The following is a 26,487-nucleotide window of genomic DNA, read 5'->3' as shown; positions in this document are numbered from 1 at the left end:
TCTCCCCCATGTCCTTCGATCTGCTCGGCTCGCTGTCCGACGGCCCCCGGGAGCCCCGGGAGGCCGCTTCGGCGGATCAGGACGGCGCGGCCCCTCAGTGCTCGCGCCGCGGCTGCCGTCAGGCCGCCGTGTGGGTGCTCGAGTGGAACAATCCGCGCGTCCACGCCCCTCAGCGGCGCAAGCGCTGGGTGGCCTGCCAGGAGCACCGGCAGCACCTCGGCGAGTTCCTGGAGGCCCGCGGCTTCCTGCTCGAGATCCGACCGCTGTCAGAGGCGCAGGCATGAGGCGGTTCCTGCAGACCTACTCGTTCCTGCTCTCCGGGCGCTGGATCGGCTGGTTCATCGTCTGCTGCCTGGGCGCGGCCCTGTGCCTGTACCTGGGCAACTGGCAGTACGACCGCGCCGAGCAGATCGATCACAGCAACCAGCTGATCATCGACAACTACGACGCCGATCCCCTCACCGGCCAGGAGGCCCTGTCCGCCTTCGAGGACTACGACGGCTCCCAGCAGTGGCACCCGGTGCAGCTGCGCGGGGAGTACCTCACGGAGGACACCGTCCTGGCTCGCAACCGGACCTCCGAGGGGCAGATCGGCTACGAGGTCCTGGTGCCGCTGCGCACGCAGCAGGGTGCCGTCGTGCTGATCAGCCGCGGCTGGATCCCCACGTCCGAGACCGGCGACGGCAGCCCCTCCGAGGTCCCAGAGGCACCCGCCGGCCAGGTCGAGGTCACCGCCCGCGTGCAGCCCTCGGAGGGCACGCCCGAGCGCACCGCTCCCGAGGGCCAGGTCGCCTCGATCCACCTGCCGGACGTGGAGGAGGTCTCCGGCGCGGATCTCGTGGACCAGGCCTACGGGCAGATGATGGCGGAGGACCCTGCCGCGCAGACGCGGCCGGCCGGATTCGCCGAGCCGGACCTGGACTACGGGCCGCAGCTGTCGTACTCGATGCAGTGGTCGGCCTTCGCGGTGCTGGCCTTCGTGGCGTACGGCTACTCGGCGCGCCAGAAGGTGCGCAACGACGCCTGGGACCGCGACTACGCCGCCCGGATCGAGACCGAGCTGGCCCAGTACTACGACGCCGAGGGCCGCTTCATCGGCATCGGCGACGGACGCACCGAGGAGGACCTCATGCGCCAGCTCGAGATGGTCGACGACATGCCGGCGCATCTGCGCGATCTGACCCGGCCCAAGCGCCGCAAGCGCTTCGGGGTGCAGGACGCCGCCGAGGAGGATGCCGCCCTGGACGTTCGCTGAGGCTCGCTCGCAGCGGCTGCCCGGCTCCCGCAGTGCCCTGGAGCCGGGACCGCGAGGCTCAGGCCAGCGAAATGAGGTCCTGGTACTCCTGCGACCAGTGGTCCTCGATGCCGTCGGGCAGCATGACCACACGCTCAGGGTTCAGCGCCTCCACAGCTCCCTCGTCGTGGGAGACGAGGACCACGGCACCCTCGTAGCGGCGCAGCGCGGCCAGGATCTCCTCGCGAGAGGCCGGATCCAGGTTGTTGGTGGGCTCATCGAGCAGCAGCACGTTGGCCGAGGAGGCCACCAGAGTGGCCAGGGCCAGCCGGGTCTTCTCACCGCCCGACAGCACGCCGGCGGGCTTGTCGACGTCATCGCCCTGGAACAGGAACGAGCCGAGCACGGTGCGGGCCTGGGTGTCGGTGAGCTCCGGGGCCGCCGTCTTCATGTTCTGCAGGACCGTGCGGTCCTGATCCAGGGTGTCGTGCTCCTGGGCGAAATAGCCGAGCTTCAGGCCGTGGCCGGGCTCGACCTGCCCGAAGTCCGGCTCGGCCACGCCGGCCAGCATGCGCAGCAGCGTGGTCTTGCCCGCGCCGTTGAGGCCCAGGATCACCACGCGCGAGCCGCGGTCGATGGCCAGGTCGACGTCGTTGAAGATCTCGAGCGAGCCGTAGGACTTGGACAGCCCGGAGGCCCGCAGAGGGGTCTTGCCGCAGGGCGCCGGTGCCGGGAAGCGGATCGCGGCGACCTTGTCCTGGACGCGCTCGCCCTCCACGGAGGCCATCAGCCGCTCGGCGCGCTTGAGCATCTGCTGCGCCGCCACGGCCTTGGTCGCCTTGGCGCGCATCTTCTCGCCCTGGGCCTTCAGTGCCGTGGCCTTCTTCTCCGCGTTGGCGTACTCCCGCTTGCGGCGGTGCTCGTCCTGCTCGCGCTGGGCCTTGTAGCGCTTCCAGTCCATGTTGTAGACATCCACGACCGCCCGGTTGGCGTCGAGGTAGAGGACCTTGTTGACCACCATCTCCATGAGCTCGACGTCGTGGGAGATCACCAGGACGCCGCCGGAGTAGCTGCGCAGGAACTCGCGCAGCCAGGCCACCGAATCGGCGTCGAGGTGGTTGGTGGGCTCGTCGAGCAGCATCGTGTCGGCATCCGAGAACAGGATGCGGGCCAGCTCCACGCGTCGGCGCTGACCGCCCGAGAGCGTGCGCAGCGGCTGGTTGAGCACACGGTCCGGAAGGTCCAGGTTCGCGGTGATCGTGGCGGCCTCGGACTCGGCCGCGTAGCCGCCGCCGGCCTGGAACTCGGTCTCCAGGCGGGGGTAGCGCTTCATGGCCCGGTCCCGCACGGTCTCGTCCTCGGAGGCCATCTCCTCCTCGGCCGTGCGCATGCGGGCGATGACCTCAGCAAGGCCGCGCGCAGAGAAGATCCGGTCGCGGGCCAGCTGCTCCATGTCCTCGACCTTGGGATCCTGCGGGAGGTAGCCGATCGTGCCGCTGCGGGTCACGGTGCCTCCGGCCGGGATGCCCTCGCCGGCCAGCACGCGGGTCATGGTCGTCTTGCCGGCGCCGTTGCGCCCGACCAGGCCGACCTTGTCGCCCTTCTGCACCCGGAAGTCCACGTCGTCCATCAGCAGCCGGGCTCCGGCTCGCAGTTCGAGGTTCGACACGGTGATCACTTCAGGCACGGCCTTTCGACGGGGGCGGGCGCCGTCGGCGGACGGCGGAACCGATGCAGTCTAGCCGGGAGCCTTCCCCGGCGCTGTCAGCTGGGACACCGCTGCCCGGATCGACCGGACCGGCGACGCGCCCCCGCGCCCGGTCGGGGCGCCTCCCCGCAGGCCTAGACTCGACCGGAGGCTGTTCCCCCGCCATGGAGGCGACAGATGAGATCCCGATCGAAGGCGAACCCGATGACCAGTGACCCGACCCCGGCCGGCACCGCGTCCACGGGCGACCCCGATCGCTCGCCCCGGCGCGGAGGGGCGTCGTCCGGCGGCTCGCACATCGCCGCGGCGGAGCCCGTGCTGCACCAGCACTCGGATGCCCCGGGGCCCGCACAGCCGCCGGAGAAGCTGGATGCCGGCGGCGGCGTCTGGCGCGATGCGATGGGCCGTGCCGCAGGACGCGCCGCGCAGATCCTGATCCTCGGCGTCCTGGCGGCAGCCCTCGTCTGGGTGATGATCGTCGTCCAGCTGGCGGTCATCGCGGCGCTCGTCGCCCTGATCCTGGCGACCACGGTTGGGCCGCTGGTCAACGCCCTGGTGCGCCGCGGCCTGCCGCGCTGGGCCGGTTCCGCGATCGTGTTCGTGGCGCTGATCGTGGTGGTCTCGGGCATCGTCGCCGCGGTCGCCGCCACGGTCACGGCCGAATGGGACACGCTGTCCCAGCAGTTCGCCCAGGGGGTCGATGACATCGAGGGCGTGCTCACGGACCCCTCCGTGCCGATCGACTCCCAGATGCTCTCCGACCTGACGTCCTCCGCCGGGTCCATGCTCTCGTCGCAGGCGGTCGTCTCGACTCTGTTCTCGAGCTTCGGAACCGCCGGCAGCGTCCTCACGGGCACGATCCTCTCGCTGGTCATGCTGTTCTTCTTCCTGAAGGACGGCCCCCGGATGTGGAACTTCCTGCTGCGCTGGTTCCACGGCGGGGTCCGCGCCCGCATGGCCGAGACAGGTGATCGCACGGCCGAGGTCCTGGGCGGATACGTCCGGGGCATCGTCATCGTGGCCACCGTCGACGCCACTCTGATCGGTCTCGGACTGTGGGCGATCGGCGTCCCGCTGGCGCTGCCGCTGGCGGTGCTGTGCTTCCTGTCCGCCTTCATCCCAATCGTGGGCCCGTTCTTCTCGGGCTTCTTCGCGGCCATCGTGGCGCTGGTGACGCTGGGGCTCCCCTCGGCGCTGGCGGTCGCGGCGCTGACCATCATCGTCAACAACGTCGACGGCAACCTCCTCCAGCCCCTGATCGTGGGCAAGTCCCTGAGCCTGCACCCGCTGATCGTGCTCACGGCGCTGACGATCGGCGGGCTGGTCGGCGGGATCGTGGGCACCATCCTGGCCACGCCCCTGACCGCGGTGGCCTGGTCGGTGATCCAGATCTGGTCGGATCGCTACCAGTCGGGAGATGACCCCGTGCTGGGGGCGGACCCGGTGGACCCGGCGACGTCGGCGGCGCGTCGGGCCTCGCTGGCCGAGCGCTGGCGCTATCAGGCCATGCGGCTGCAGCCTGCCCGCCATGCCTCCCGTGGCGCGACCGCGACCGATGCCGCCACCGGTCAGCTGCTGCCGGCCGCGCATCCGCCGACCCAGCCGCTGCGGGATCCCGTGGCCGAGTGGCCTGTGCACCAGCCCGACGGCGGCACACCCCGGGCCGAGCCGCGCTCCGAGCAGATCGGCGATCTCGGTCGTCCCGCGCCGTGGGACGAGACCGCAGGCCCGGTCGGCCGGTCGAGCAGCGGGCCCGACGAGGGCGAGACCGCAAACTCACTCCACGACCGGCATCCTGCTGCCGATTGATATCCGAATTCTCCCCTATCCTTCTGCCATGCCTTCATCACCGTCAGCATCCTCCCGTCCTCAGGATTCCGCCGACTCCGCACAGACCGCTCCTGCCGCCGCACGGAAGCATTCCGCCTCCGGCCGCAGCGCGGGCACGGATCTCGGCCTGATCGCTGTCTTCGCGGCCTTCGTGGCCGTGTGCGCCGTCCTGCCGGCCATTCCCGTGGGACCCCTGGCCGTGCCGATCACCCTGCAGACGCTGGCCGTGTACCTCACCGGACTGGTCCTGGGCGGGCGCCGCGGCTTCCTGGCCGTCGCGCTCTATGTGGTGGTGGGCCTCGTCGGTCTGCCGATCTTCTCCGGCTTCCGCGGCGGACCGGCGGTCCTCGCCGGCCCCTCCGCCGGCTACATCATCGCGTTCCCGATCGCCGCCGCCTGCGTAGGGTTCTTGGCCTACGCCGTCCTGCGCCGCGGCGTCTCACGAGGCCGTGTGCTCCTCGGGCTGATCAGCGCTGCGCTGCTCGGCGGGTTCCTGATCACCCGCGTCTTCGGCATCCCCGGGATGATGCTCAACGGCGGACTCACCCTGCGCGATGCCTTCCTGGCAGATCTGATTTACTGGCCCGGCGATCTGCTCAAGCTCGTGCTGGCGGCGCTGATCGCCGCTGCGGTGCACCGCGCCTTCCCCCGGCTGGCCGCACGGTCGTGAGCGGCGGGCAGCACCGCGGAATCGAGCTGCGCGAGATCGTCGTCGAGGTCCCCGGCCCTCCGAGCAGCAGCGAGCCCGTTCGCCTGCTCGGGCCGCTGAGCGTCGAGCTGCACGAGCACCGGATCGCGGTGATCGGGCTCAACGGCTCCGGCAAGTCCACGCTGCTGCGCGTGCTCAACGGCCTGGCCGAAGTCTCCTCGGGTTCGGCCCGCGTCCACGGGACGGACGCGGTGCACGACGTCCGCGCGGCCCGTCGCGCCGTCGGGTTCCTGTTCTCGGACCCTTCCGCCCAGCTGCTGATGCCCACCGCGCAGGAGGACGTCGAGCTCTCCCTGCGGGTCGCGGGCGAGCCCCCCGGGCGGCGGGCCGAGATCGCGGGGCGCCTGCTCGAGGAGGCGGGACTGTCCCGGCAGCGCCACCAGTCGATCCACGATCTCTCCGGCGGTGAGCGCCAGCTCGTGGCCCTGACGGCCGTGCTGGCCGTGCAGCCCGCTGTGCTGGCCCTCGATGAGCCCACCACGCTGCTGGACCTGCGCCATCGCGATGCCCTGCTCGAGCGCCTCGACGCCCTGCCCCAGCAGCAGATCATCTCCACGCACGACTTGGAGCTGGCGGCCACGGCCCAGCGGGCGCTGCTCATCCACGACGGCCTCCTGCTGGAAGACGGCCCCGCCGAGGAGGTCATCGACCGCTACCGGCGCTGCTGCCGCGAGGGCTTCCCCACCGCTCCGCCGGGCCCCGGGACCGCTCCGTGAGCCGTTCGCGCCGCGAGCTCTTCGGCTTCCACCGCCCGGCCGACACCCCGGTCCACCGCGCCCCGCTGGCGCTCAAGGCCTCCGGCGTGGCGGTGATCTCGGTGCTGCTGATGCTGCCCTTCCCATGGCTGCTGCGACGGCTCGGCATCGAGGCGCCCGAGACCTCCTGGGCGGTGCCCGCCGGGTGCCTGCTGCTGGTCCTGCTCGCGGCAGCCGCCGCACGCATAGGTCCGCGCGCCTGGTGGCACAGTCTCCGTCCCGCCTCGTGGATCCTGGGTCTGCTGGCGGCCTATCACCTGCTGCTGCGCCGCGATCCCGCCATGGCCGCCGAGGTGCTGCTCACGGTCGTGACCGCGCTGCTGGCCACCCGGGTCCTGCTGGAGACCACGCCCCTGCCCGAGCTGCTCGACGGGCTCGTGCGGCTGCTGTCCCCGCTGTGGCTGATGGGGGCGGATCCGGAACGGATCGGGCTGGCGATCCAGATCATGCTGCGCTCGATCCCGTTCCTGACCGGCGTGCTCGACGACCTCCGCGATGCCGCCGCCGCGCGCGGTACCCGGCTCGGCCCCGTCGGGCTCGCCGCTCCCCTGGTGATCTCCGCCGTGGCCCACGGGCAGCGCACCGGCGAGGCACTGGCTGCCCGCGGACTGGACTCGCCTCGGCCGTGACCCGTCCCACGGTCGTTAGAGTGGCCGTGAACCAGCACCCGAGATCAGGAGAGTCGATCGTGAAGTTCCTCTGCCGCATGCAGATCCAGTTCCCCGAGTCCATGTCCGCCGAGGAGGTGGCCCAGAAGCAGGCCCAGGAGAAGGAGTACTCCCAGGGGCTGCAGGAGGCCGGTGAGTTGGAGGCCATCTACCGCGTGGTCGGGCAGTACGCCAACGTGTCGATCTTCGAGGTCGAGTCCAACCAGCGACTGCACGAGATCCTCTCGGGCTTCCCCATGTACCCGTACATGACGATCGAGACCACTCCCCTGTGCCAGCACCCGAACTCGATCCGCTGATCGAGCGCTGACGCGGGGCCGTCGGGCCCGCGCAGCCCCGATGGGGCCCGCACACACGACGACAGCGCCCGGTCGCGAAGCTGATCAGCTGCGCGACCGGGCGCTGTCGTGCGCCGCAGGCGGGTCAGATGTTGAAGCCCAGGGCCCGCATCTGGTCGCGGCCGTCCTCGGTGATGCGCTCCATGCCCCACGGCGGCATCCAGACCCAGTTGACGTGCCACTCGTCGACGAGCGGGCCGAGGTTCTGCTCGACCTGCTCCTCGATGACGTCCTGCAGCGGGCAGGCCGCCGTGGTCAGCGTCATGTCGAGCTTGAGGGCCCCGTCCTCCATGTAGGAGGCGCCGTAGAGCAGGCCCAGATCGACGATGTTCACGCCGAGCTCGGGATCGATGACGTTCTTCAGCGCGTCCTCGACCTCGGAGATCTGCGGCGCGCCCGCGGGGACCTGGCCCGCGTCGGCGGTCGTTTCGGTCATGGTGTCCTCCTCGTCCGGGTTCAGCCGGTCACTTGGCGGCAGCGACGTACTTGTCGTAGCCCTCGGCCTCGAGCTGCTCGGCCAGCTCCGGGCCTCCCTGCTCCACCACGCGGCCGTCGGCGAAGACGTGCACGTGATCGGGAGCGATGTAGCGCAGGATGCGGGTGTAGTGGGTGATGAGCATGACGCCCATGCCGTTGGCGGCCTTGGCGCGGTTCACGCCCTCGGACACGACCTTGAGGGCATCGATGTCCAGGCCGGAGTCGGTCTCGTCCAGCAACGCCATCTTGGGCTTGAGCAGCTCGAGCTGCATGATCTCCATGCGCTTCTTCTCGCCGCCGGAGAAGCCCTCGTTCACGTTGCGCTGGATCATCTGCGGATCCATCTTCAGCTGAGCGACGGCCTCCTTGACGTCCTTGGTCCAGGTCCGCAGAGCGGGGGCCTCGCCGTCGACGGCGGTCTTGGCCGAGCGCAGGAAGTTGGAGGTGGTCACGCCCGGGATCTCGACCGGGTACTGCATGGCCAGGAAGAGCCCGGCCCGCGCCCGCTCGTCCACGGACATCTCCAGGACGGACTCGCCGTCCAGCAGGATGTCGCCCGAGTCCACGCGGAACTTGGGGTGGCCCGCGATGGTCGAGGCCAGCGTGGACTTGCCGGAGCCGTTGGGCCCCATGATCGCGTGGACCTCATCCGAGTTGATGGTGAGGTTCACGCCCTTGAGGATCTGCTTGCTGTTCTCGTCGTCGAGCAGGACCGATGCGTGAAGGTCCTTGATCTCCAGAGTGCTCAAAAGTCTCTCCTGAAATGGTGAAGGTGTGGGTGCCGTGATCGGCAGGTGCTTCGGTGGCGGGACCTCAGGCGCCGCGCTCGACGTTGGCCAGCTCGGCCTCGACGATCTCGCGCAGGCGCTCCTCGATGCTCTCGTCCTCGATCTGCTGCAGGATCTCGAAGAGGAAGCCGCGCACCACCAGGGCGCGGGCGTCGCGCTCCGGGATGCCTCGCGACATGAGGTAGTAGAGGTGCTCGGCATCCAGCTGCCCCGTGGTGGAGGCGTGGCCCGCGCCGGCGATGACTCCGGTCTCGATCTCCAGGTTGGGGATCGAGTCCATCCGGGGCCCGTCGTTGAGGATCAGGTTCCGGTTGAGCTCGTAGGTGTCGGTGGCCTCGGCGGCCGGGCGGATCAGGACGTCGCCGACCCACACGCCGTGGGCGCCTTCGCCCTGCAGCGCGGACTTGTAGGTCACGCGCGAGCGGCAGTTGGGCTGCGAGTGATCCACGAACAGCCGCGACTCGAGGTGCTGGCCGTCGTCCACGAAGGTCAGGCCGTACATCTCGACGTCGGCACCCGGTGCGCGGAAGCGCACCGACGGGGTCACGCGCACGGTGTCGCCGCCCAGGGAGACGACCACGTGCTTGAAGCGCGAGTCGCGGCCGAGCGAGACGTGCTGCGCCGAGGCGTGCACGGTGCCCTCGTCCTCCCACTCCTGCAGGGAGACCACGGTGATGTTCGCCGAATCGGCGATCGAGAACTCGACGTTCTGCGAGACCACGGCCGAGCCGTGGTGGCGCAGCACGATGCGCGCCTTCGAGAACTGCTCGGCGACCACGACCAGGTGGGAGGCGGCCGGATCCGGGCTCGTGCCCTCGATCTCGATCATCACGGTGCCGTCGATCTCGGCCTCGGCCGGCACGGTCACCACGGTGGCCTCCTGGAAGGCGGCCCAGGCGCTGGCCGAGAGGCGGTCCTCGGGGATGCCGGCCGAGCCCACGCGGGCGTCGTCGCGGCCCACGGTCTCGACGCGCACGCGATCGGAGCCGGACACGGTCACCGCCGGGGCGGGCCCCGTCAGCTCATCCGTGTGCAGTCCCCTGAGGCGCTTGAGCGGGGTGAACCGGAAGTCCTCCTCGCGCCCGGTCAGCTCCGGGAAGTCCGCGAGGTCGTAGGACGCCTGCCGATCGGCGCGCGAGGTGCCGGCGATCTTGGTGCCCTTGACCTTGCCGTCCTCCTGCGAGGCGGAGACCCCCATGGCCTCCTCCTCGGACTCGACCATGGCGGTGGCGAGCTTCTCGCCCTCCTGGGTCATCCCGGGGATGGCGATGCGCGCCTCATCGGTGCGCACGCCGTCGACCACATCCTCCTCGGGGGTGGTGGTGCCGGGTGCTGCGGCGGTGCTGGGCTTATCAGCCAACGGATCCCTCCATCTGCAGTTCGATCAGGCGGTTGAGCTCGAGCGCGTACTCCATGGGCAGCTCGCGGGCGATCGGCTCCACGAAGCCGCGCACGATCATGGCCATGGCCTCGTCCTCCGGCAGGCCGCGCTGCATGAGGTAGAACAGCTGCTCCTCGGACACGCGCGAGACTGTGGCCTCGTGGCCCATGGAGACGTCGTCCTCGCGGATGTCGACGTAGGGGTACGTGTCCGAGCGCGAGACGGTGTCCACGAGCAGGGCGTCGCAGACCACGTTCGACTTGGCGTGGTGGGCGCCCTCGCGGACCTGGACCAGGCCGCGGTAGGCGGAGCGACCGCCGTTGCGGGCCACCGACTTGGACACGATCGACGACGACGTGTGCGGGGCGACGTGCACCATCTTGGAGCCGGTGTCCTGGTGCTGGCCCTCGCCGGCGAAGGCGATCGAGAGGGTCTCGCCGCGGGCGTGCTCGCCGGTCATGTAGACCGCCGGGTACTTCTGGGTGACCTTGGAGCCGATGTTGCCGTCGACCCACTCCATGGTGGCGCCCTCGTGGGCGATGGCGCGCTTGGTCACCAGGTTGTACACGTTGTTCGACCAGTTCTGGATGGTCGTGTAGCGCACGCGGGCGTTCTTCTTGACGATGATCTCGACGTTGGCCGAGTGCAACGAGTCCGTCTTGTAGATCGGCGCGGTGCAGCCCTCGATGTAATGGACGTAGGAGTCCTCATCCGCGATGATCAGCGTCCGCTCGAACTGGCCCATGTTCTCCGTGTTGATGCGGAAGTAGGCCTGCAGCGGGATGTCCACGTGGACGCCCTTGGGCACGTAGACGAACGATCCGCCGGACCACACGGCCGTGTTCAGCGCGGCGAACTTGTTGTCGCCCACCGGGATGACCGTGCCGAAGTACTCCTCGAAGAACTCCGGGTGCTCGCGCAGCGCGGTGTCGGTGTCCATGAAGATGACGCCCTGGGCCTCCAGGTCCTCGCGGATCTGGTGGTAGACGACCTCGGACTCGTACTGCGCGGCCACGCCGGCCACCAGGCGGGAGCGCTCGGCCTCGGGGATGCCCAGCTTCTCGTAGGTGTCGCGGATCTCCTCGGGCAGCTCCTCCCAGGAGCCGGCCTGCTGCTCGGAGGCGCGCACGAAGTATTTGATGTTGTCGAAGTCGATGCCCGACAGGTCCGCGCCCCAGGTGGGCATGGGCTTGCGCTGGAAGAACTTCAGGGCCTTCAGGCGCAGGTTCAGCATCCACTCGGGCTCGTTCTTGCGCGCCGAGATGTCGCGCACGACGTCCTCGTCGATGCCGCGGCGAGCGGAGGCTCCCGCGACGTCCTTGTCGGCCCAGCCGTACTCGTACGTCCCGATGCCCTCGAGCTCGGGGTTCTTCTCCAGGATGTCGGAGATGGTGGTGTCGTTGGCGTGTGTCACATCTGTCACGACGGCCTCCTCTGGTGGTCTGCTGCCGATCCGGGCTCTTCCCGGTCGACCGCGTTGGTTCGGATGGTGAGGGAAAGTCTCAGGTGCACTCGGCGCTGCGTGGTGGATCCTCGTCCCGGCGCTCGAGGGGCACATGCGTGTTGCACACGTGCGCCCCGGAGGCCAGCGTGGACAGCCGACGGACGTCGACGCCCAGCAGGGAGCCGATCATCCTCGTCTCCGCCTCGCAGAACTCGGGGTGGTCCTCTGCCAGCTCGAGCAGGGGGCAGTGCCCCTGGCACAGCTGCAGGGAGGCCATTCCGCGGCGCTGGGAGCCGACCTGCACCACGGTGGAGCTGGCGGCGTAGCCGTCAGCGGCCATCTGGCGCACGAGGGCGTCCAGACGATCGGCGACGTCCTCCCCTGCAGCCTCGACGGCCGGGCGGTACCGGCTCTCGATGCGCTGCTGGTGACGCTGCACGAAGCCTCGCAGGGCCTCTTCTCCCCCGAGCTCGCGCAGGGTGCGCAGGGCGTCGTGGGCGACCTCGAGGTAGTCGTTGCCCAGACGCTCGTGGCCCTCCGGGGCCACCACGTAGCGACGGGCGGGGCGACCCGCACCTGCTCCGGGGCGGCGCACCAGGGTGACCTCGATGAACCGATCCCGCTCCAGGGCGTCCAGGTGACGGCGCACTGCGGCGGCCGTGAGGCCCATCCGCGCTGCGATCTCGCTGGCGGAGACGGGTCCGGATTCCAGGACGGCGTTGAGGATCCGGGATCGGGTGGTGGACTCGGCGGCGTCCTCGGTGCTGCGCGCGCTCCTGACTTCCGTCTGGACCATGCTCGTACCGCCTCTCGCCGTCTCGGGGGTCCGTGATGCGGACCCTGTCCAATACACAACTCGAGTATGTCCAAATTCATTCCGCGTTCCTAGCAAGGTCACCCTCAGAAAGGCCGGGATGTGATGAGAACCTCATCCTTCGACTCGATCAGGCGCAGAACGCACAGGGGCCGCTGGATTCCGCTGCGACGGATTCCAGCGGCCCCTCCCGAACCGGTGCGGGCTTCGATGCGCCCTCAGACGGTGACGGGCCCGTCGCGGCGCTCGGCCTCCGTCAGCACGGGAGCCTCGGAGGTGACGTGGAAGCCCTTCTCCACCGCCATGGACACGACGGCCACGAACAGGGCCGAGCCGATGAGGTGCAGCGCGACCACCAGGATCGGCAGGCCGTTGAAGAACTGGTAGAAGCCGATCAGCGCCTGCATGATCACGACGAGTCCCACGAGCTGCAGCGACCGGCGCACCGCCATGGGCCAGGTTCGGCGGCCGACGAGCAGTCCGATCAGCACCAGCGCGACGACGGCGTAGGCGGGCAGAGCGTGCAGCCGGGCGATCACCAGGGCGTCGAAGGTGTGCCGCACGACGTCGCCGGCGTCGCCGCCGTGGGGACCCGTGCCGGTGACCAGCGTGCCCAGGTAGATGCTCAGCGCCGCGAACACGGCCAGTGCGATGAGCAGCCCACGGATCGGGCCGCGCTGCTGCGGCGACTGTCCGGCCAGCTCCGCCTGCGCCACGTGCTCCAGGCTCAGCCGACGGGTCCGATTCACGAGCATCGCGGCCATGGCGATCATGGCGGAGGAGATCATGAAGTGGATGCCCACGATCCACGGATTCAGACCGGTCAGCACCGTGACGCCGCCGACCACAGCCTGAACGGGGATGCCGAGACCGAGCAGCAGGGTCAGCACGAACAGCGACGCGTGACGGCGGGCCATGCGCACGACGGCCAGGAAGGCCAGCACGGCGACGATCATGAGCACGCCCGTCAGAGTGCGGTTGCCGAACTCGATGAACCCGTGGATGCCCATCTCCGAGGTGTTGGTCCAGGACTCGTCCGTGCACCGGGGCCAGGTGGGGCAGCCGAGGCCGGAGCCGGTGAGCCGGACCAGGCCGCCGGTGAGGATCAGCAGCATGTTGGCCGCCAGGGAGGCCCAGGCCGTGAAGCGGACCCATCCGTCGACCTCGCCGCGCAGGAAGAAGCCGATCGGAGCTCGATCGCTGCGCGGCTCGGGTCCGGGCCCCAGAGCCTCCCGCGGGTCGTCGCCGAAGTCCGAGGCGGTCGGGGCCGAGGAAGGGGTGCTCACGTGCTCACGTCCAGGATCTGAAAGGGGGTCAGTGCTTGCGCGACCGGAGCGCCGGGCGCCCGACAAGTCTAGTCCCGCACCCTGTGCACGCGGACCGGAGCCGGAGGCCCGTGCGCAATCTCAGCTCCAGCGGAACAGACGGACGGTCGCCGCCCAGCTGAGCAGGCCCCATACGGCCAGGACCGCCAGATGCAGCACCAGGGGGCCGTGGCCGGTGCCGACCAGCACGATGCGCAGCGACTCCCCCAGCGCAGCCGATGGCAGCAGCGAAGCCGCCCAGCCGAGCACACCCGGAAGGGCTGCGGCCGGGCCCAGGGTTCCGCCGGCTGCCGCCAGCAGGACCCACAGCAGATTGACGACGGCCAGCGTGGCTTCAGCGCGCAGCGTGCCGGCCACGAGCAGGCCCAGCCCGGTGAACACCGCGGCGCCCACCCCGAGGATCAGCAGCATGGCCAGCACGGACAGCGGCTCGGGCCGCCAGCCCAGGGCCAGACCGATCCCGCAGATCAGCACCGTCTGCACGGCCAGCACCGCCAGGATGGCGCCGAGCTTGCCGGCGATGAGCCCGAACCGGCCCAGGGGCGTGGTGGACAGCTGCCGGAGCACGCCGTAGCGGCGGTCGAAGCCGGTCTGGATGCCCTGGCCGGAGAACGCGTTCGAGATCACCGACAGCGCCAGGACCCCGGGCACGGCCAGGTCGATCCTCTCGGCACCGGCCGGCAGCGCCCCGTCGAGCAGATCCATCCAGGTCAGGGCGAACAGGGCCATGACCGGGAGGATGATCAGCAGCAGCAGCTGCTCGCCGTTGCGCAGCATGGTGCGCGTCTCGTAAGCGGCCTGGGCGGCGACGCGCCGGCCAGCAGGGGCCGGCCGCGACGGGGCCGGGTCCTCGGAAGCAGTACGAGACAGGATGGTCCTCTCGGTCATCGGATCTGCCTCCCCGACAGCTCCAGGAAGACGTCCTCCAGCGAGCGGGGCTGGAGGCTCAGGGACAGGGGCAGCTCGCCGGTGGCCGCGAGCCACTGGCTCAGCTCGGCCAGCTCCTGCGGGCGCGTCGCACCGCTGATCACGATCCGGGCTCCCTCCGCGCTGACCTGCAGGTCCGGGCGCTGCACGAGCTCAGGGGGATGCTGCGCCCAGCGCTGCTGCTGGGCGGCGGTGAGCTCCACGCGCAGGGCTCCGGAGCGGCCGTCGCCGTCGATCAGCTCCTGCACGGAGCCGCAGGCGCGGACCTGGCCCTCATCCACGATGACCACCTGGTCGGCCAGGCGCTGGGCATCGTCGAGCAGGTGCGTGGTGAGGATGACGGCGGTGCCGTCGCCGCGCAGCTCGTCGATCAGGTCGAAGACCACCGCGCGCGACTGGGGATCGAGGCCGGCCGAGGGCTCGTCGAGGAAGACGATCTCCGGCCTTCCGGCCAGCGCGGCGGCCAGCGACACGCGCTGGCGCTGGCCGCCGGAGAGCCGCCGGATGGGGGTTCCGGCGAAGGAGCCGATGCCCAGGCGCGCCTGGAGCTCGTGCTGCGGGACCGGGTCCTGGTACATCGCGCTGATGTGGCGCAGGTACTCCCCCGCCCTGACCGACTGCGGCAGGCCGCCGTCCTGCAGCATCACGCCGGCGCGGGCGCGCAGCTCCGGTCGGGCGCCCCAGGGCTGCTCGCCCAGCAACCGGACGGTCCCGGAGGTGGGCCGCCGAAGGCCCTGGGCGCACTCGAGCGTGGTCGTCTTGCCCGCCCCGTTGGGCCCCAGCAGCGCGGTGACCTCGCCGTTACGGGCCGTGAGGCTCAGGCCGTCCACGGCCCGGAGCCTCGGGCGCGGCCCAGGCGTGTCCACGCCCGTGTCGGGGTCGCGGCTCCCCCGGCGTCGCCGGCTGGGCGCACGGCGCTGCGGGAACGCCATCACCAGGTCCTCGATCTCGAGCGCGGCCGTCACTGCTGCATCTCCGCGCGCAGATCGCGGACGGCCGAGCGGATGCGCTCGCGGCTGGGCGTGCCCACCGGGTGCAGGGGCCGCCTCGGCGGGGCGGTGCGCATGCCGCAGATGTCATTGAGGGCGTAGAGCGAGCTCAGCGGCCGCTCCCAGCGCAGCACCTCGATCAGCGGGGAGAACGCCCGGCGCCAGCGATCCACGAGCTCGACGTCCCTGGCCGCAGCGGCGGCGCGGAACGCGACCCACTCCCGGGGCAGTGCGGCGGCGAAGCCGGTGTGCCAGGCGATCGAGGCATCGGCCGAGTTCAGGATCAGCGAGGTCCCGGCGATCCCGAAGCTCGTCCCGGGCTCGGCCAGCTCCAGGAAGAGGTGGCGACGGTTCTGCAGGGCGCGCTCGGAGTCGACCGTGTCCTTGAACGCCACGACGTTGCCCAGATCGCTCAGCTCGGCGGCCAGGTCCACGGGGTAGACGAAGCCGGTGGTCGAGGGGTTGTTGTCCAGGCACAGCGGCAGCGCGACCGACGAGGCCACGGTCTCGACCTGATCCGCGATCTCGGGCGAGCGCAGGGCCACATAGGACAGCGGGTTCAGCACCAGGCCGTCCGCTCCGGCACTCTCCGCGTCCCACGCCAGCTCCAGGACGTCCTGGGTCGTCATGGCGGAGACTCCGGCTCCCACGGGGATCCCGGAGCCCGCGGCAGCCTGGACGGCCGTGCGCACCACGGTGGCGCGCTCCTCGGAGCTCAGATAGGCGAAGGAGCCGGCCGTGCCGAGCACGCAGATCGAGTCCACGCCCGAGCCGACCAGGACCTCGACCTGGCGGGCGAGCTCAGGCAGGTCCACGGCGCCGGCGGTCGTGAACGGTGTGACCGGATAGGCGATCAGCCCGGAGAAGTCCATCCTGAGCGTGCTCTCGATTCTGGAGGAAGTGATGGGGCCGCGACCCGTGCGGGTCCGGGGAACGGGGACTCAGCGCGAACCGGCTGGTCGGCGGGCGCGAGGGTCGCCGTGCGTCAGGTGCGCGACGTTCAGAGGATCGGTCCGCCGAGGAACGGATCCAGCGCCACGGCCACGAACACGAGGCTCAGATAGGTGATCGAGCCGTGGAAGACCTTCATGGCCTGTGTGGAGGTGGGCTCAGCCTGGCCGGCCAGCCCCAGCAGCCGGTGGCACTGCAGCAGGAACCAGGCTCCGGCGGCCAGCGTGACCACGGCGTAGACCCAGCCAGCGCCGCCGACCGGGACGAGCAGCAGCGAGCAGATGACGGTGGCCCAGGCGTAGAGCACGACCTGGCTGGCCACGCGCCCATCCGAGGCGATCGCCCCGAGCATGGGGATCCCGGCGCGGGCGTAGTCGTCCGAGTACTTCATCGACAGCGGCCAGTAGTGGGGCGGGGTCCACAGGAAGATCACCGCGAACAGCACGACGGCCGGCCACTCGACGGTCCCCGTCACCGCGGCCCAGGCGATCAGCACCGGCATGCAGCCGGCGATCCCGCCCCAGACGATGTTCTGGCTGGTCCGCCGCTTGAGGATGATCGAGTAGAACACCGCGTAGAGGAAGATCGCCGCGGCCGTCAGCACGCCCGACAGGACGTTGACCGCCAGGGCGAACAGCAGCACCGAGGCCACCGAGAGGACCCAGCCCAGGACCAGGGCCTCCCAGTCGTTGACCACGCGGGTGACCAGCGGGCGCTTGGAGGTGCGCTTCATCAGCCGGTCGGACTCGCGGTCGATGTAGGAGTTGAAGGCGCCCGCGGCACCTGCGGAGAGCGTGCCGCCCACAAGGGTGACCAGGATCAGCCAGATGCTCGGGAAGCCGCCGTTGCCGTGGTAGTGGTGGGCGAAGATCATGGTCGGCACCGTGGCCACGAGCAGCAGCTCGACGATGCGCAGCTTCATCAGCTGCAGGTACGCCCGCACGCGCTGACCAGGTGTGGTCCGCCCGCTCTCCCGACGCGCATCCGACGGATCCTGGGGACCGGTCGGTGCTGCATGCCTGGAGACCTGCGCTGAACTCACGTGAACTGACTCCCTGGAACGGTAACGGGGTCGACGACTCGGAAACGGACTCCCCGTCGTCCAGGCCGACCCGGGCCCGGAAGGAGTGTGCGCGGCGCCTGGCGGATGGCGTGCGACGGGGATGATCTGGTCAGTCTAGACCCTCATGGCCGCTCGCGCCGTGGCCCGCGACGCATCACCGGCGATGCGACCGGAGGAGGCATCGACTACGCCCTCAGGCAAACCACGGAATCACCCCTTCCGCTGACCGACGTGTGATCTAGGCTGGATCCACAACTCCGGCATCGCCGCACGTGCGAGCGGTGCCATGCGCCCCGAGAAAGGACAGTGCACCTGTGTCTCAGTCTGATCAGACACTCACCTGGACCGATGTCGATCGCCGCGCCGTGGACACCGTCCGCGTGCTCGCCGCGGACGCCGTGGAGAAGGTGGGCTCGGGACATCCCGGGACGGCCATGAGCCTGGCCCCGGCCGCCTACCTGCTCTTCCAGAAGGTCATGCGCCATGACCCCAGCGATGATCGCTGGACCGGCCGCGACCGCTTCATCCTCTCCCCGGGCCACACCTCGCTGACGCTGTACATCCAGCTCTTCCTGGGCGGGTTCGGCCTGGAGATGAAGGACCTGGAGGAGCTGCGCACCTGGGGCTCCAAGACCCCGGGCCACCCGGAGTACCGCCATACGGCCGGCGTGGAGATCACCACCGGCCCGCTGGGCCAGGGCCTCTCCTCGGCCGTGGGCTTCGCCTACGCCCAGCGCTACACCCGCGGGCTCTTCGACCCCGAGTCCGCTCCGGGCCAGTCCCCGTTCGACCACCGCGTCTACACGATCGTCTCCGACGGCGACCTCCAGGAGGGCGTGACCTCTGAAGCGTCGTCGCTGGCCGGGCACCAGGAGCTCGGCAACCTCATCGCGATCTACGACCAGAACCAGATCTCGATCGAGGACGACACCGACGTCGCGTTCACCGAGAACGTCGCCGAGCGCTACAAGGCCTACGGCTGGCACGTCCAGACCGTGGACTGGACCGCAGGCGGCCCCAACGGCAACGAGTACGTCGAGGACGTCCAGGCCCTGCACGACGCCATTCGGGCTGCGGAGGCGGAGACCTCCGCCCCGTCGCTGATCTGCCTCAAGACGATCATCGGCTACCCGGCGCCCAGCAAGCAGAACACCGGCGGCATCCACGGCTCCAAGCTCGGTGCCGAGGAGCTCGCGGCCACCAAGAAGGTCCTCGGCTTCGACGCCGAGCAGAGCTTCGTGATCGAGGACGAGGTCCTGTCGCACACCCGCGAGCTCGTCGAGCGCGGCAAGGCCGATCGCGAGGAGTGGGAGAAGGGCTTCGCCGAGTGGCGCCAGGCCCACCCGGACCGGGCCGAGCTCTACGACCGCCTGCGCGACGGCACCCTCCCCGAGGGCTACGCCGAGGCCTTCCCGCAGTTCCCTGCCGGTGAGACCGTGGCCACCCGCGCGGCCTCCGGCAAGGTCATCAACGCGATCGCCGACACCTTCCCCGAGCTGTGGGGCGGCTCCGCCGACCTCGCGGGATCGAACAACACCACGATCGAGTCGGCCAACTCGTTCAACCCGTCCAGCCGCACCACCAAGAAGTTCTCGGCGGACCCGTACGGACGCGTCCTGCACTTCGGCATCCGCGAGCACGCCGCTGCCGCCATCGTCAACGGCATCACCATGTCGTCGCAGACGCGCGCCTTCTCGGGCACGTTCCTGATCTTCTCGGACTACCAGCGCCCGGCAGTGCGCCTCGGCGCGGTCATGCGGGTCCCGTCGATCTACATCTGGACCCACGACTCGATCGGCCTGGGCGAGGACGGCCCCACGCACCAGCCGGTCGAGCAGCTCAGCTCGCTGCGCGGCATCCCGGGCCTGAACGTCGTGCGCCCGGCCGACGCCAACGAGACCTCGGTGGCCTGGCGGACCATCATGGAGACCACGGAGAGCCCCTCCGGCCTGGCGCTGACCCGCCAGAACGTCCCCACGTTCCGCCGCGAGGACATCCACCCGGACGGCGAGGGCGAGGCCTTCGCCTCGGCCGAGGGCACTGCCAAGGGCGGCTACGTCCTGGCCGACGCCCCTGAGGGCACGTCCCTGGACGTCGTCCTCATCGGCACCGGATCCGAGGTGCAGCTGGCCGTGGAGGCCCGCGAGCAGCTCAAGGAGAAGGGCATCGGCGCGCGCGTCGTGTCCATGCCGTGCCGCGAGTGGTTCGACGCCCAGGACCAGGACTACCGCGAGTCCGTGATCCCCCGCGAGCTCACCGCCCGCGTGAGCGTCGAGGCCGGCATCGCCATGTCCTGGAACGACCTGCTCGGCTCGAACGGCCGCGCTGTCTCGCTCGAGCACTTCGGCGCCTCCGCCGCCTACGAGCGCCTCTACAGCGAGTTCGGCATCACCGCCGAGGCCGTCGTCGAGAAGGCCCAGGAGTCCATCGCCGCCGCGAAGTGACGCACCCGGTGACTGCGACCGATCCGTCGGCCGCAGTCACCGGCCCCAGCACGACCACGCAGCGTCGCCTGCACCGCAGACGCACTGACGATCCTTCGACATCACAGGAGCATCATCATGACCGACACCACTGCCAAGCTCTCCCAGGCCGGAGTCTCCATCTGGCTCGACGACCTCTCCCGCGAGCGTCTGAGCACCGGCAACCTGCAGGAGCTCATCGACACCAAGGACGTCGTGGGCGTGACCACGAACCCCACGATCTTCGCTGGCGCGCTGTCCAACGGGGAGTCCTACGCGGCTCAGGTCAAGGAGCTGGCCGCCGAGGGCGTCGACGTCGACGAGGCCGTCCTCCGGATCACGACCGACGACGTCCGCGACGCATGCGACGTCTTCGCCCCGATCGCCCAGGCGACCCAGGGCAAGGACGGCCGCGTCTCGATCGAGGTCGATCCCCGGATGGCGAATGACGCCCAGGCCACCTCGGAGATGGCCCAGCGCCTGGCGCAGACCATCGATCGCGACAACGTGCTGATCAAGATCCCGGCCACCGAGGCCGGCCTCCCCTCGATCACGGCCACGCTGGCCGAGGGCATCTCGGTCAACGTGACCCTGATCTTCTCGCTCGAGCGCTACCGTGCCGTCATCAACGCCTTCCAGACCGGTCTGGAGCAGGCGCTGGAGAACGGCAAGGACCTCTCGAAGATCCACTCGGTCGCCTCGTTCTTCGTCTCCCGCGTGGACTCCGAGGTCGACAAGCGCCTGGATGCCATCGGCACCGATGAGGCGACCGCGCTGAAGTCCAAGGCAGGCCTGGCCAATGCCCGCTTGGCCTACCAGGTCTACCAGGAGGCGTTCTCCACGGAGCGCTGGAAGCGCCTGGCCTCGGCCGGCGCCAACGCCCAGCGCCCCCTGTGGGCCTCGACCGGCACCAAGGACCCGTCGCTGCCGGACACGCTCTACGTGGACGGACTGGTGGCCGCCGACGTCGTGAACACCATGCCGGAGAAGACCCTGGACGCCGTGGCCGATCACTCGGAGATCACCGGCGACACGATCACTGGCACCTATGACGAATCCAACGCGCACCTGGACCGCCTGGCCGAGCTGGGCATCGACTACGACGAGGTCGTGAACCTGCTCGAGAAGGAGGGCGTCGAGAAGTTCGAGGCCTCCTGGGCCGAGCTGCTCGAGACCGTGCAGTCGGCGCTGGACTCCTCGCGCTGAGTCCCTCAGGCCACCGGATCTCGCGTCTGCTCGCTGTCCGGTGGCCCCCGTCGGCCCGTCCGCTCCGGCCGTCGCCGCAGCGGACGGGCCGACGCACCGCAGGACCGCAGCATCGCAGGACTTCAAGCATCGGATCGCGAGGCAGATCGGCCGCCGACGGCCGAACCGGAGCCCCGCTCATCGAGAGGACATCATGAGCACCCTTTCCGTCACCGCCGCGGGCGCCGCCCGCGAAGCCATCGATCGCCACGTGCCGCAGCTCGTCGAGGACCGCTTCGCCTCGCGGCTGTTCGCCAAGGACCACACCCTGTGGGGCGCCGACGCCGAGGACGAGGCCTCGAAGCGCCTGGGCTGGGTCGAGGCGCACGACGTCTCCCGCCCCCTGATCGAGGAGATCCTCGAGCTTCGCTCGGCGTTCGAGGCCGAGGGCGTCGACCGCTTCGTGCTCGCGGGCATGGGCGGCTCCTCGCTGGCCCCCGAGGTCATCACCCGCACCGCAGGCGTGGAGCTGTTCGTGCTCGACTCCACGGACCCGGTGATGGTCCAGGCGGCGCTGTCGGATCGCATCGGCCGCACCGCGGCGATCATCTCCTCCAAGTCCGGCTCGACCGTCGAGACCGACTCGGCCCGTCGCGCCTTCGAGAAGGCCTTCACGGATGCCGGGATCGATCCGGCGCGCCGTCTGGTGGTCGTGACCGATCCGGGCTCCCCGTTCGACCAGACCGCCCGCGAGGCCGGGTATCGCGCCGTCTTCAACGCCGATGCCTCGGTGGGCGGGCGCTTCTCCGCCCTGACGGCCTTCGGCCTGGTCCCCTCGGGGCTGGCAGGCGCAGACATCACCGCCCTGCTGGATGACGCCGAGGCCGCCGCCGAGATGCTGCGCGAGGACGCCGAGGACAACCTGGCTCTGCGCCTCGGTGCGGCCCTTGGCGGCACCTCGCCGCTGCGCGACAAGATCGTGCTGCAGGACCGCGGTTCCGGCATCGTCGGATTCGCCGACTGGGCCGAGCAGCTGATCGCAGAGTCGACCGGCAAGCTGGGCACCGGCATCCTCCCCGTCGTCGTGGGCCAGGACGCTCCCGAGCTGCAGGCCCCCGTGGCCGCCGACGTCCTGCCGGCGCTGCTGGTGGCCTCGGACGACGAGAGCGTCCTGACTGGAGACGTCGACGCCGTGGCGGTCGCCGGCTCGCTCGGCGCGCAGATGCTGCTGTGGGAGGTGGCCACCTCCGTGGCCGGCGCCCTGCTGAAGATCAACCCGTTCGATCAGCCGGATGTCGAGTCCGCCAAGATCGCCACTCGCGCCGTGCTCGCGGACAAGCCCGAGCCGACTCCGGCGGACCTCGTCGACGGCTCCGTGGAGATCCGCGGCGACGCCTCGCTGCTGGACGGAGCCGATGACCTGCGCGGGGCCATCCAGGCTCTGCTGAAGACGCTGCCGGACAACGGCTACCTGGCTGTCCAGGCGTACTTCGACCGTCTGACCTGGACCGAGCTCGAGGATGCCCGTCCGCTGCTGGCCAGCATCACCGGACGTCCCACCACGTTCGGCTGGGGCCCGCGCTTCCTCCACTCGACCGGTCAGTTCCACAAGGGCGGCACCCCCGTGGGCTCGTTCCTGCAGATCACTGCAGCCTCGGACACCGACCTGGACATCCCGGGCGGCGACTTCACCTTCGGCGAGCTGATCTCCGCCCAGGCCGACGGCGACGCCCAGGTGCTGCGCGAGCACGACCGCCCCGTGCTACAGCTGCGCCTCACCGATCGCGAGACCGGCGTCAGCCAGGTGCTCGACGTCCTGCACGCGATCCTGGGCCGCTGACCCGGTCCTGGCAGAACCGGACCCCATCCGGCCTCAGCCTGCGCCGCGCCGTCGCCCGCTGTCAGGGCGGCGGCGCCGCGCACGCCGGACCCGGCTCTCGCCGCGTTCTCGCGCTGCTCCCCCGCCGTCGCCGCTCGGCCGTCGTCGGGCAGGAGTAGTCTCGTCCCCGCCCGACGTCCTCGGATGCTCCGCGCACCCGACGTCGTGCCCGCACCCCAGCCCTGCTCTCCAGAGGAGCCCCGTGCCGCATTCCGCACCTCCTTCGACCAATCCGCTGCGCGATCCCCGCGATCGCCGCCTCGCCCGCGTTGCCGCACCGTCGGCCCTCGTGCTCTTCGGCGTGACGGGCGATCTCGCCCGCAAGAAGCTGCTGCCCGCCATGTACGACCTCGTGAACCGGGGCCTGCTGCCGCCGTCGTTCTCGCTGGTCGGCTTCGGACGCCGCGAGTGGAGCCACGAGGACTTCGCCGCCTACGCCCGCAAGTCGGTGATGGCCAACGCCCGCACCGAGTTCCAGGAGACCGTGTGGCAGCAGTTCGCCGCCGGCCTGCGCTTCGTGCAGGGCGAGTTCGACGACTCCGCCGCCTACGACCGCCTGACCGAGGTCCTCGCCGAGCTCGATGAGGACCGCGGCACCCGGGGCAACCACGCCTTCTACCTCTCGATCCCGCCCAAGGCCTTCGAGCTCGTGTGCCAGCAGCTGGCCGAGCACGGCCTGGCGGAGAACCCCGAGGCCGAGGGTTGGCGCCGCGTGGTCATCGAGAAGCCCTTCGGCCACGATCTCGAATCCGCCAAGGAGCTCAACTCGATCGTGGAGAGCGTGTTCTCCCACGACGCGATCTTCCGGATCGACCACTACCTGGGCAAGGAGACGGTCCAGAACATCCTGGCCATGCGCTTCGCCAACGCCATGTACGAGCCCCTGTGGAATGCCGACCACATCGATCACGTGCAGATCACCATGGCGGAGTCGATCGGGATCGGGACCCGCGCCGGGTACTACGACGGCGTGGGCGCGGCCCGCGACGTCATCCAGAACCACCTGCTGCAGCTGCTGGCGCTGACCGCCATGGAGGAGCCCGGCAGCTTCACCGCCCGTGCGCTGCGCTACGAGAAGGCCAAGGTCCTCTCGGCCGTCGTGCTCGGCGACGACCTCGGCGAGTCCTCGGCCATCGGCCAGTACGGCGAGGGCCTTCAGGGCGGCGAGGAGGTCAAGGGCTTCCTCGAGGAGCAGGACATCCCCTCGGACTCGCGCACGGAGACCTTCGCGGCGCTGCGCCTCGAGGTCGACAACCGCCGCTGGCAGGGCGTGCCGTTCTTCCTGCGGGCCGGAAAGCGCCTGGGCCGGCGCGTCACCGAGATCGCCGTGATCTTCAAGCGCACCCCCAACCGCCTGTTCACCCCGCACGACACCGAGGAGTTCGGTCAGAACGCGGTCGTGATCCGCATCCAGCCCGACGAGGGCGTGACGATCCGCTTCGGCTCGAAGGTCCCCGGCACGCAGTCGGAGATCCGCGACGTCACCATGGACTTCGGCTATGGCCATGCGTTCACCGAGTCCTCCCCCGAGGCCTACGAGCGCCTGATCCTGGACGTGCTGCTCGGCGAGCCGCCGCTGTTCCCGGATCACGAGGAGGTCGAGCTGTCCTGGAAGATCCTCGACCCGTTCGAGCAGTACTGGGCCGCCCATGACGTGCGCCCCGAGACCTACGCCCCCGGCTCCTGGGGACCCGCATCGGCGGACCGGCTGATGCAGCGAGAAGGAAGGACCTGGAGGCGACCGTGATCATCACCCTCGAGAACACCACCACCGCAGACGTCGACAAGACCCTGCAGCGCCTGCGCGAGGAGAGCGGCGTGGTCACCCTGGGCCGCGTCCTCACGCTCGTGATCGTGGCCGAAGCCGGGCACTCCGAGAAGGCCCTGGATGCCGCGATCGAGGCCTCCCACGAGCACCCGTGCCGCATCATCATGCACGTGGCGCACTCCGTGAACGACTCCACGCGCCTGGACGCCCAGGTCCGCGCCGGCGGCGACGCCGGTGCCTCGGAGGTCGTCGTGCTGCACGGCTACGGCGAGCTCGCCGAGCCGTCCGAGACCCTGGTCTCGGCGCTGCTGCTGCCGGACGCCCCTATCGTGGCCTGGTGGCCGCATCGGGTGCCGGTCAGCCCCGCCGCGTCGTCGATCGGCCGGATCGCCCACCGCCGCATCACCGACTCCACCACCGCGGAGGACGTCGTGCAGACGCTGGCAGACCTGGCGGCCAACTACCGTCCCGGCGATACCGACATCTCCTGGACGCGGCTGACCATGTGGCGCGTCCAGCTCTCGGCGGCCTACGAGCAGGCCCCGCCCAGCCCCATGGTCGAGGTCGTCATCACCGGCGCCGAGGACTCCTCCCGCGTCCGGCTGCTGGGGTCCTGGCTGGGTTCTCGGCTGGACTGCCCCGTGCGCCTGGAGCACTCGGAGCGCTGCGAGCACGGCCTGGACACGGTCCGCCTGGTCCGCGAGGACGGCGAGATCGTCCTGGACCGCCCCGGCGACACCCTGGCCACGCTGAGCCAGCCCGGTCAGCACGACCAGACGGTCGCCCTGCCGCACCGGACCCTCAGCGCCTGCCTGGCCGAGGAGCTGCGCCGCCTGGACCCGGATGAGGTCTACGGCGACGTCCTGCGCGCGGTGGTCGACTTCGAGACCCTGTTCCAGGCCGGGCAGTCCCCCGCCGAGTCCGGATTCGCGGATCCCGCAGAATCGACGGATCAGCTGTGGGTCTCCGGCCAGGAGGCCGACGCCGAGGCAGCCGAGCAGGAGCACCTCACGGAGGAGCGGTCATGAGCGCACCCGAGATCCGCACCGCCTCGTCCAAGGACGAGCTCGCCGACCTGGTGACCCGCGAGGCGATCGCGGTCCTCGCGCAGGCCCAGCAGCAGCGCGGCCGCGCCTCCATCGCCCTCACCGGCGGGACCATGGGCACCAAGTCAGTCGCTGCTCTGGCCGCGGCCTCGCGGACCACGGAGCAGGACCTGAACTGGTCCCGGATCGATTTCTGGTGGTCGGATGAGCGCTTCCTGCCCCGCGGCGATTCCGAGCGCAATGTGCAGCAGGCCATGGACGCCGTGACCGCCGCGGCCCCCGAACTGCAGCTGCCGCCGGAGAACGTCCACGTGATCGGCAGCGCCGATGAGTTCTCCACGCCGGAGGACTCCGCGCAGGACTACCTCGACGAGCTTCGCGCTGCGGCCGCCGATCAGGGCACCGGCGGGCTTCCGCCCCTCGACATCGCCCTGCTGGGCGTGGGCCCGGACGGCCATGTGGCCTCGGTGTTCCCGGGGCGTCCGGAGCTGGAGATCGAGGAGGCCACTGTGGTGGCCGTCCACGACTCCCCCAAGCCGCCCCCGCTGCGCGTGTCCATGACGCTGCCGCTGATCCGCACCGCCGCCCACGTGTGGTTCGTGGTGGCCGGCGAGGACAAGACCGAGGCCGTGGGCCGCCTGCTGGCCGGAGGTCCGCTCGAGCAGACGCCGGCCTGCGGTGCCCGGGGCACCGTCAGCACGCGCCTCTACGGCACGCCCGACGCCCTTCCCGAGGGCCGCGGCTGA

24 protein-coding genes are annotated in these 26,487 nt (G+C 70.4%); 13 read left to right on the top strand and 11 right to left on the bottom strand.

Translation table 11 applies throughout. From position 1 onward, the window contains the following. Positions 1 to 8: 8 nt before the first annotated feature. Positions 9 to 284, top strand: coding sequence for a hypothetical protein (locus tag QSJ40_RS07295; protein WP_024290434.1), 276 nt, complete (start codon positions 9 to 11; stop codon positions 282 to 284). Continuing rightward, complete coding sequence (locus tag QSJ40_RS07290) at positions 281 to 1,255, top strand: SURF1 family cytochrome oxidase biogenesis protein (RefSeq protein ID WP_206390188.1); 975 nt, start codon at positions 281 to 283, stop codon at positions 1,253 to 1,255. Before QSJ40_RS07295 ends, QSJ40_RS07290 begins: the two co-directional genes overlap by 4 nt. A 58-nt stretch (positions 1,256 to 1,313) precedes the next feature. On the opposite strand, the gene QSJ40_RS07285 is transcribed toward QSJ40_RS07290, so the two are convergent. Continuing rightward, a complete protein-coding gene (locus tag QSJ40_RS07285) occupies positions 1,314 to 2,912 on the bottom strand; it encodes an ABC-F family ATP-binding cassette domain-containing protein (protein WP_024290436.1) in 1,599 nt (532 codons plus the stop codon). Positions 2,913 to 3,146: 234 nt separating this feature from the next. Between QSJ40_RS07285 and QSJ40_RS07280 the strand changes: the two genes are divergently transcribed. Genes QSJ40_RS07280 through QSJ40_RS07260 form a run of 5 tightly spaced genes read left to right on the top strand, consistent with a single transcriptional unit; the run spans position 3,147 to position 7,203 of the window. Further along, positions 3,147 to 4,751, top strand: coding sequence for an AI-2E family transporter (locus tag QSJ40_RS07280; protein WP_285729836.1), 1,605 nt, complete (start codon positions 3,147 to 3,149; stop codon positions 4,749 to 4,751). Positions 4,752 to 4,779: 28 nt separating this feature from the next. After that, complete coding sequence (locus QSJ40_RS07275) at positions 4,780 to 5,442, top strand: biotin transporter BioY (RefSeq protein WP_285729834.1); 663 nt, start codon at positions 4,780 to 4,782, stop codon at positions 5,440 to 5,442. After that, complete coding sequence (locus QSJ40_RS07270; protein WP_285729832.1) at positions 5,439 to 6,197, top strand: energy-coupling factor ABC transporter ATP-binding protein; 759 nt, start codon at positions 5,439 to 5,441, stop codon at positions 6,195 to 6,197. Before QSJ40_RS07275 ends, QSJ40_RS07270 begins: the two co-directional genes overlap by 4 nt. Further along, positions 6,194 to 6,865, top strand: coding sequence for a CbiQ family ECF transporter T component (locus QSJ40_RS07265; RefSeq protein WP_285729830.1), 672 nt, complete (start codon positions 6,194 to 6,196; stop codon positions 6,863 to 6,865). Before QSJ40_RS07270 ends, QSJ40_RS07265 begins: the two co-directional genes overlap by 4 nt. Then, the gene (locus QSJ40_RS07260; RefSeq protein ID WP_006213167.1) at positions 6,862 to 7,203 is read left to right on the top strand and encodes a muconolactone Delta-isomerase; all 342 of its coding nucleotides are present in this window, start codon (positions 6,862 to 6,864) and stop codon (positions 7,201 to 7,203) included. The genes QSJ40_RS07265 and QSJ40_RS07260 overlap by 4 nt, the downstream gene beginning before the upstream one ends. Positions 7,204 to 7,327: 124 nt before the next feature. Here QSJ40_RS07260 and QSJ40_RS07255 read toward each other — a convergent pair whose 3' ends face one another. The 10 genes from QSJ40_RS07255 to QSJ40_RS07210 form a co-directional block, all read right to left on the bottom strand. Then, complete coding sequence (locus QSJ40_RS07255; RefSeq protein ID WP_006213168.1) at positions 7,328 to 7,678, bottom strand: metal-sulfur cluster assembly factor; 351 nt, start codon at positions 7,676 to 7,678, stop codon at positions 7,328 to 7,330. 28 nt (positions 7,679 to 7,706) lie between these two features. Next, a complete protein-coding gene (gene sufC, locus QSJ40_RS07250; protein WP_006213169.1) occupies positions 7,707 to 8,468 on the bottom strand; it encodes a Fe-S cluster assembly ATPase SufC in 762 nt (253 codons plus the stop codon). A gap of 64 nt (positions 8,469 to 8,532) precedes the next feature. After that, entirely contained in the window at positions 8,533 to 9,762 is a 1,230-nt protein-coding gene (sufD, locus tag QSJ40_RS07245; protein WP_053448252.1) for a Fe-S cluster assembly protein SufD, read from the bottom strand. A gap of 97 nt (positions 9,763 to 9,859) precedes the next feature. Beyond that, positions 9,860 to 11,311, bottom strand: a complete 1,452-nt coding sequence (sufB, locus tag QSJ40_RS07240) for a Fe-S cluster assembly protein SufB (RefSeq protein ID WP_053447386.1) — start codon at positions 11,309 to 11,311, stop codon at positions 9,860 to 9,862. Between the two features lie 79 nt (positions 11,312 to 11,390). Then, entirely contained in the window at positions 11,391 to 12,128 is a 738-nt protein-coding gene (locus QSJ40_RS07235; protein ID WP_285729828.1) for a helix-turn-helix transcriptional regulator, read from the bottom strand. 236 nt (positions 12,129 to 12,364) lie between these two features. Beyond that, entirely contained in the window at positions 12,365 to 13,432 is a 1,068-nt protein-coding gene (locus QSJ40_RS07230; protein WP_285729827.1) for a COX15/CtaA family protein, read from the bottom strand. 120 nt (positions 13,433 to 13,552) lie between these two features. After that, entirely contained in the window at positions 13,553 to 14,359 is an 807-nt protein-coding gene (locus tag QSJ40_RS07225; RefSeq protein ID WP_280613526.1) for an ABC transporter permease, read from the bottom strand. Next, positions 14,356 to 15,363: an ABC transporter ATP-binding protein gene (locus QSJ40_RS07220; RefSeq protein WP_285729826.1), complete on the bottom strand. Its 1,008-nt coding sequence runs from the start codon at positions 15,361 to 15,363 to the stop codon at positions 14,356 to 14,358. The genes QSJ40_RS07225 and QSJ40_RS07220 overlap by 4 nt, the downstream gene beginning before the upstream one ends. Then, complete coding sequence (locus tag QSJ40_RS07215) at positions 15,360 to 16,259, bottom strand: dihydrodipicolinate synthase family protein (RefSeq protein WP_006213176.1); 900 nt, start codon at positions 16,257 to 16,259, stop codon at positions 15,360 to 15,362. Before QSJ40_RS07215 ends, QSJ40_RS07220 begins: the two co-directional genes overlap by 4 nt. A gap of 128 nt (positions 16,260 to 16,387) precedes the next feature. Continuing rightward, entirely contained in the window at positions 16,388 to 17,380 is a 993-nt protein-coding gene (locus QSJ40_RS07210; protein ID WP_006213177.1) for a heme o synthase, read from the bottom strand. A 335-nt stretch (positions 17,381 to 17,715) separates the two neighbouring features. On the opposite strand from QSJ40_RS07210, the gene tkt reads away from it, so the two are divergent. The 6 genes from tkt (at position 17,716) to pgl (ending at position 26,487) form a co-directional block, all read left to right on the top strand. Further along, positions 17,716 to 19,845 carry a transketolase gene (tkt, locus tag QSJ40_RS07205; RefSeq protein ID WP_285729825.1) on the top strand — a complete coding sequence of 710 codons (2,130 nt, stop codon included), beginning with the start codon at positions 17,716 to 17,718 and terminating at the stop codon, positions 19,843 to 19,845. A 117-nt stretch (positions 19,846 to 19,962) separates the two neighbouring features. Next, complete coding sequence (tal, locus tag QSJ40_RS07200; protein ID WP_006213179.1) at positions 19,963 to 21,069, top strand: transaldolase; 1,107 nt, start codon at positions 19,963 to 19,965, stop codon at positions 21,067 to 21,069. 193 nt (positions 21,070 to 21,262) lie between these two features. Further along, positions 21,263 to 22,888 (top strand): glucose-6-phosphate isomerase, encoded by a 1,626-nt coding sequence (locus tag QSJ40_RS07195; protein WP_006213180.1) that lies wholly within the window; start codon positions 21,263 to 21,265, stop codon positions 22,886 to 22,888. Between the two features lie 241 nt (positions 22,889 to 23,129). Continuing rightward, complete coding sequence (zwf, locus tag QSJ40_RS07190) at positions 23,130 to 24,674, top strand: glucose-6-phosphate dehydrogenase (RefSeq protein WP_006213182.1); 1,545 nt, start codon at positions 23,130 to 23,132, stop codon at positions 24,672 to 24,674. Beyond that, the gene (locus QSJ40_RS07185; protein WP_206390179.1) at positions 24,671 to 25,723 is read left to right on the top strand and encodes a glucose-6-phosphate dehydrogenase assembly protein OpcA; all 1,053 of its coding nucleotides are present in this window, start codon (positions 24,671 to 24,673) and stop codon (positions 25,721 to 25,723) included. The genes zwf and QSJ40_RS07185 overlap by 4 nt, the downstream gene beginning before the upstream one ends. Next, a complete protein-coding gene (pgl, locus tag QSJ40_RS07180) occupies positions 25,720 to 26,487 on the top strand; it encodes a 6-phosphogluconolactonase (RefSeq protein WP_058870892.1) in 768 nt (255 codons plus the stop codon). Before QSJ40_RS07185 ends, pgl begins: the two co-directional genes overlap by 4 nt.

The organism is Kocuria sp. NBRC 114282 (assembly GCF_030268385.1).
Classification (GTDB): Bacteria; Actinomycetota; Actinomycetes; order Actinomycetales; family Micrococcaceae; genus Kocuria; species Kocuria palustris.
Note: the sequence above shows the minus strand (reverse complement) of the source record. Positions and strands in the feature narration are given on the sequence as shown.

Excerpts from the sequence above, each read along its gene's own strand:
- QSJ40_RS07195 (WP_006213180.1), top strand. The coding sequence starts at position 21,263 with ATGAGCACCCTTTCCGTCACCGCCGCGGGCGCCGCCCGCGAAGCCATC.
- sufD (WP_053448252.1), bottom strand. The coding sequence starts at position 9,762 with ATGACCCAGGAGGGCGAGAAGCTCGCCACCGCCATGGTCGAGTCCGAG.
- pgl (WP_058870892.1), top strand. The coding sequence starts at position 25,720 with ATGAGCGCACCCGAGATCCGCACCGCCTCGTCCAAGGACGAGCTCGCC.
- tal (WP_006213179.1), top strand. The coding sequence starts at position 19,963 with ATGACCGACACCACTGCCAAGCTCTCCCAGGCCGGAGTCTCCATCTGG.
- QSJ40_RS07290 (WP_206390188.1), top strand. The coding sequence starts at position 281 with ATGAGGCGGTTCCTGCAGACCTACTCGTTCCTGCTCTCCGGGCGCTGG.
- QSJ40_RS07235 (WP_285729828.1), bottom strand. The coding sequence starts at position 12,128 with ATGGTCCAGACGGAAGTCAGGAGCGCGCGCAGCACCGAGGACGCCGCC.
- QSJ40_RS07275 (WP_285729834.1), top strand. The coding sequence starts at position 4,780 with ATGCCTTCATCACCGTCAGCATCCTCCCGTCCTCAGGATTCCGCCGAC.
- QSJ40_RS07295 (WP_024290434.1), top strand. The coding sequence starts at position 9 with ATGTCCTTCGATCTGCTCGGCTCGCTGTCCGACGGCCCCCGGGAGCCC.
- QSJ40_RS07255 (WP_006213168.1), bottom strand. The coding sequence starts at position 7,678 with ATGACCGAAACGACCGCCGACGCGGGCCAGGTCCCCGCGGGCGCGCCG.
- QSJ40_RS07280 (WP_285729836.1), top strand. The coding sequence starts at position 3,147 with ATGACCAGTGACCCGACCCCGGCCGGCACCGCGTCCACGGGCGACCCC.
- QSJ40_RS07215 (WP_006213176.1), bottom strand. The coding sequence starts at position 16,259 with ATGGACTTCTCCGGGCTGATCGCCTATCCGGTCACACCGTTCACGACC.
- QSJ40_RS07225 (WP_280613526.1), bottom strand. The coding sequence starts at position 14,359 with ATGACCGAGAGGACCATCCTGTCTCGTACTGCTTCCGAGGACCCGGCC.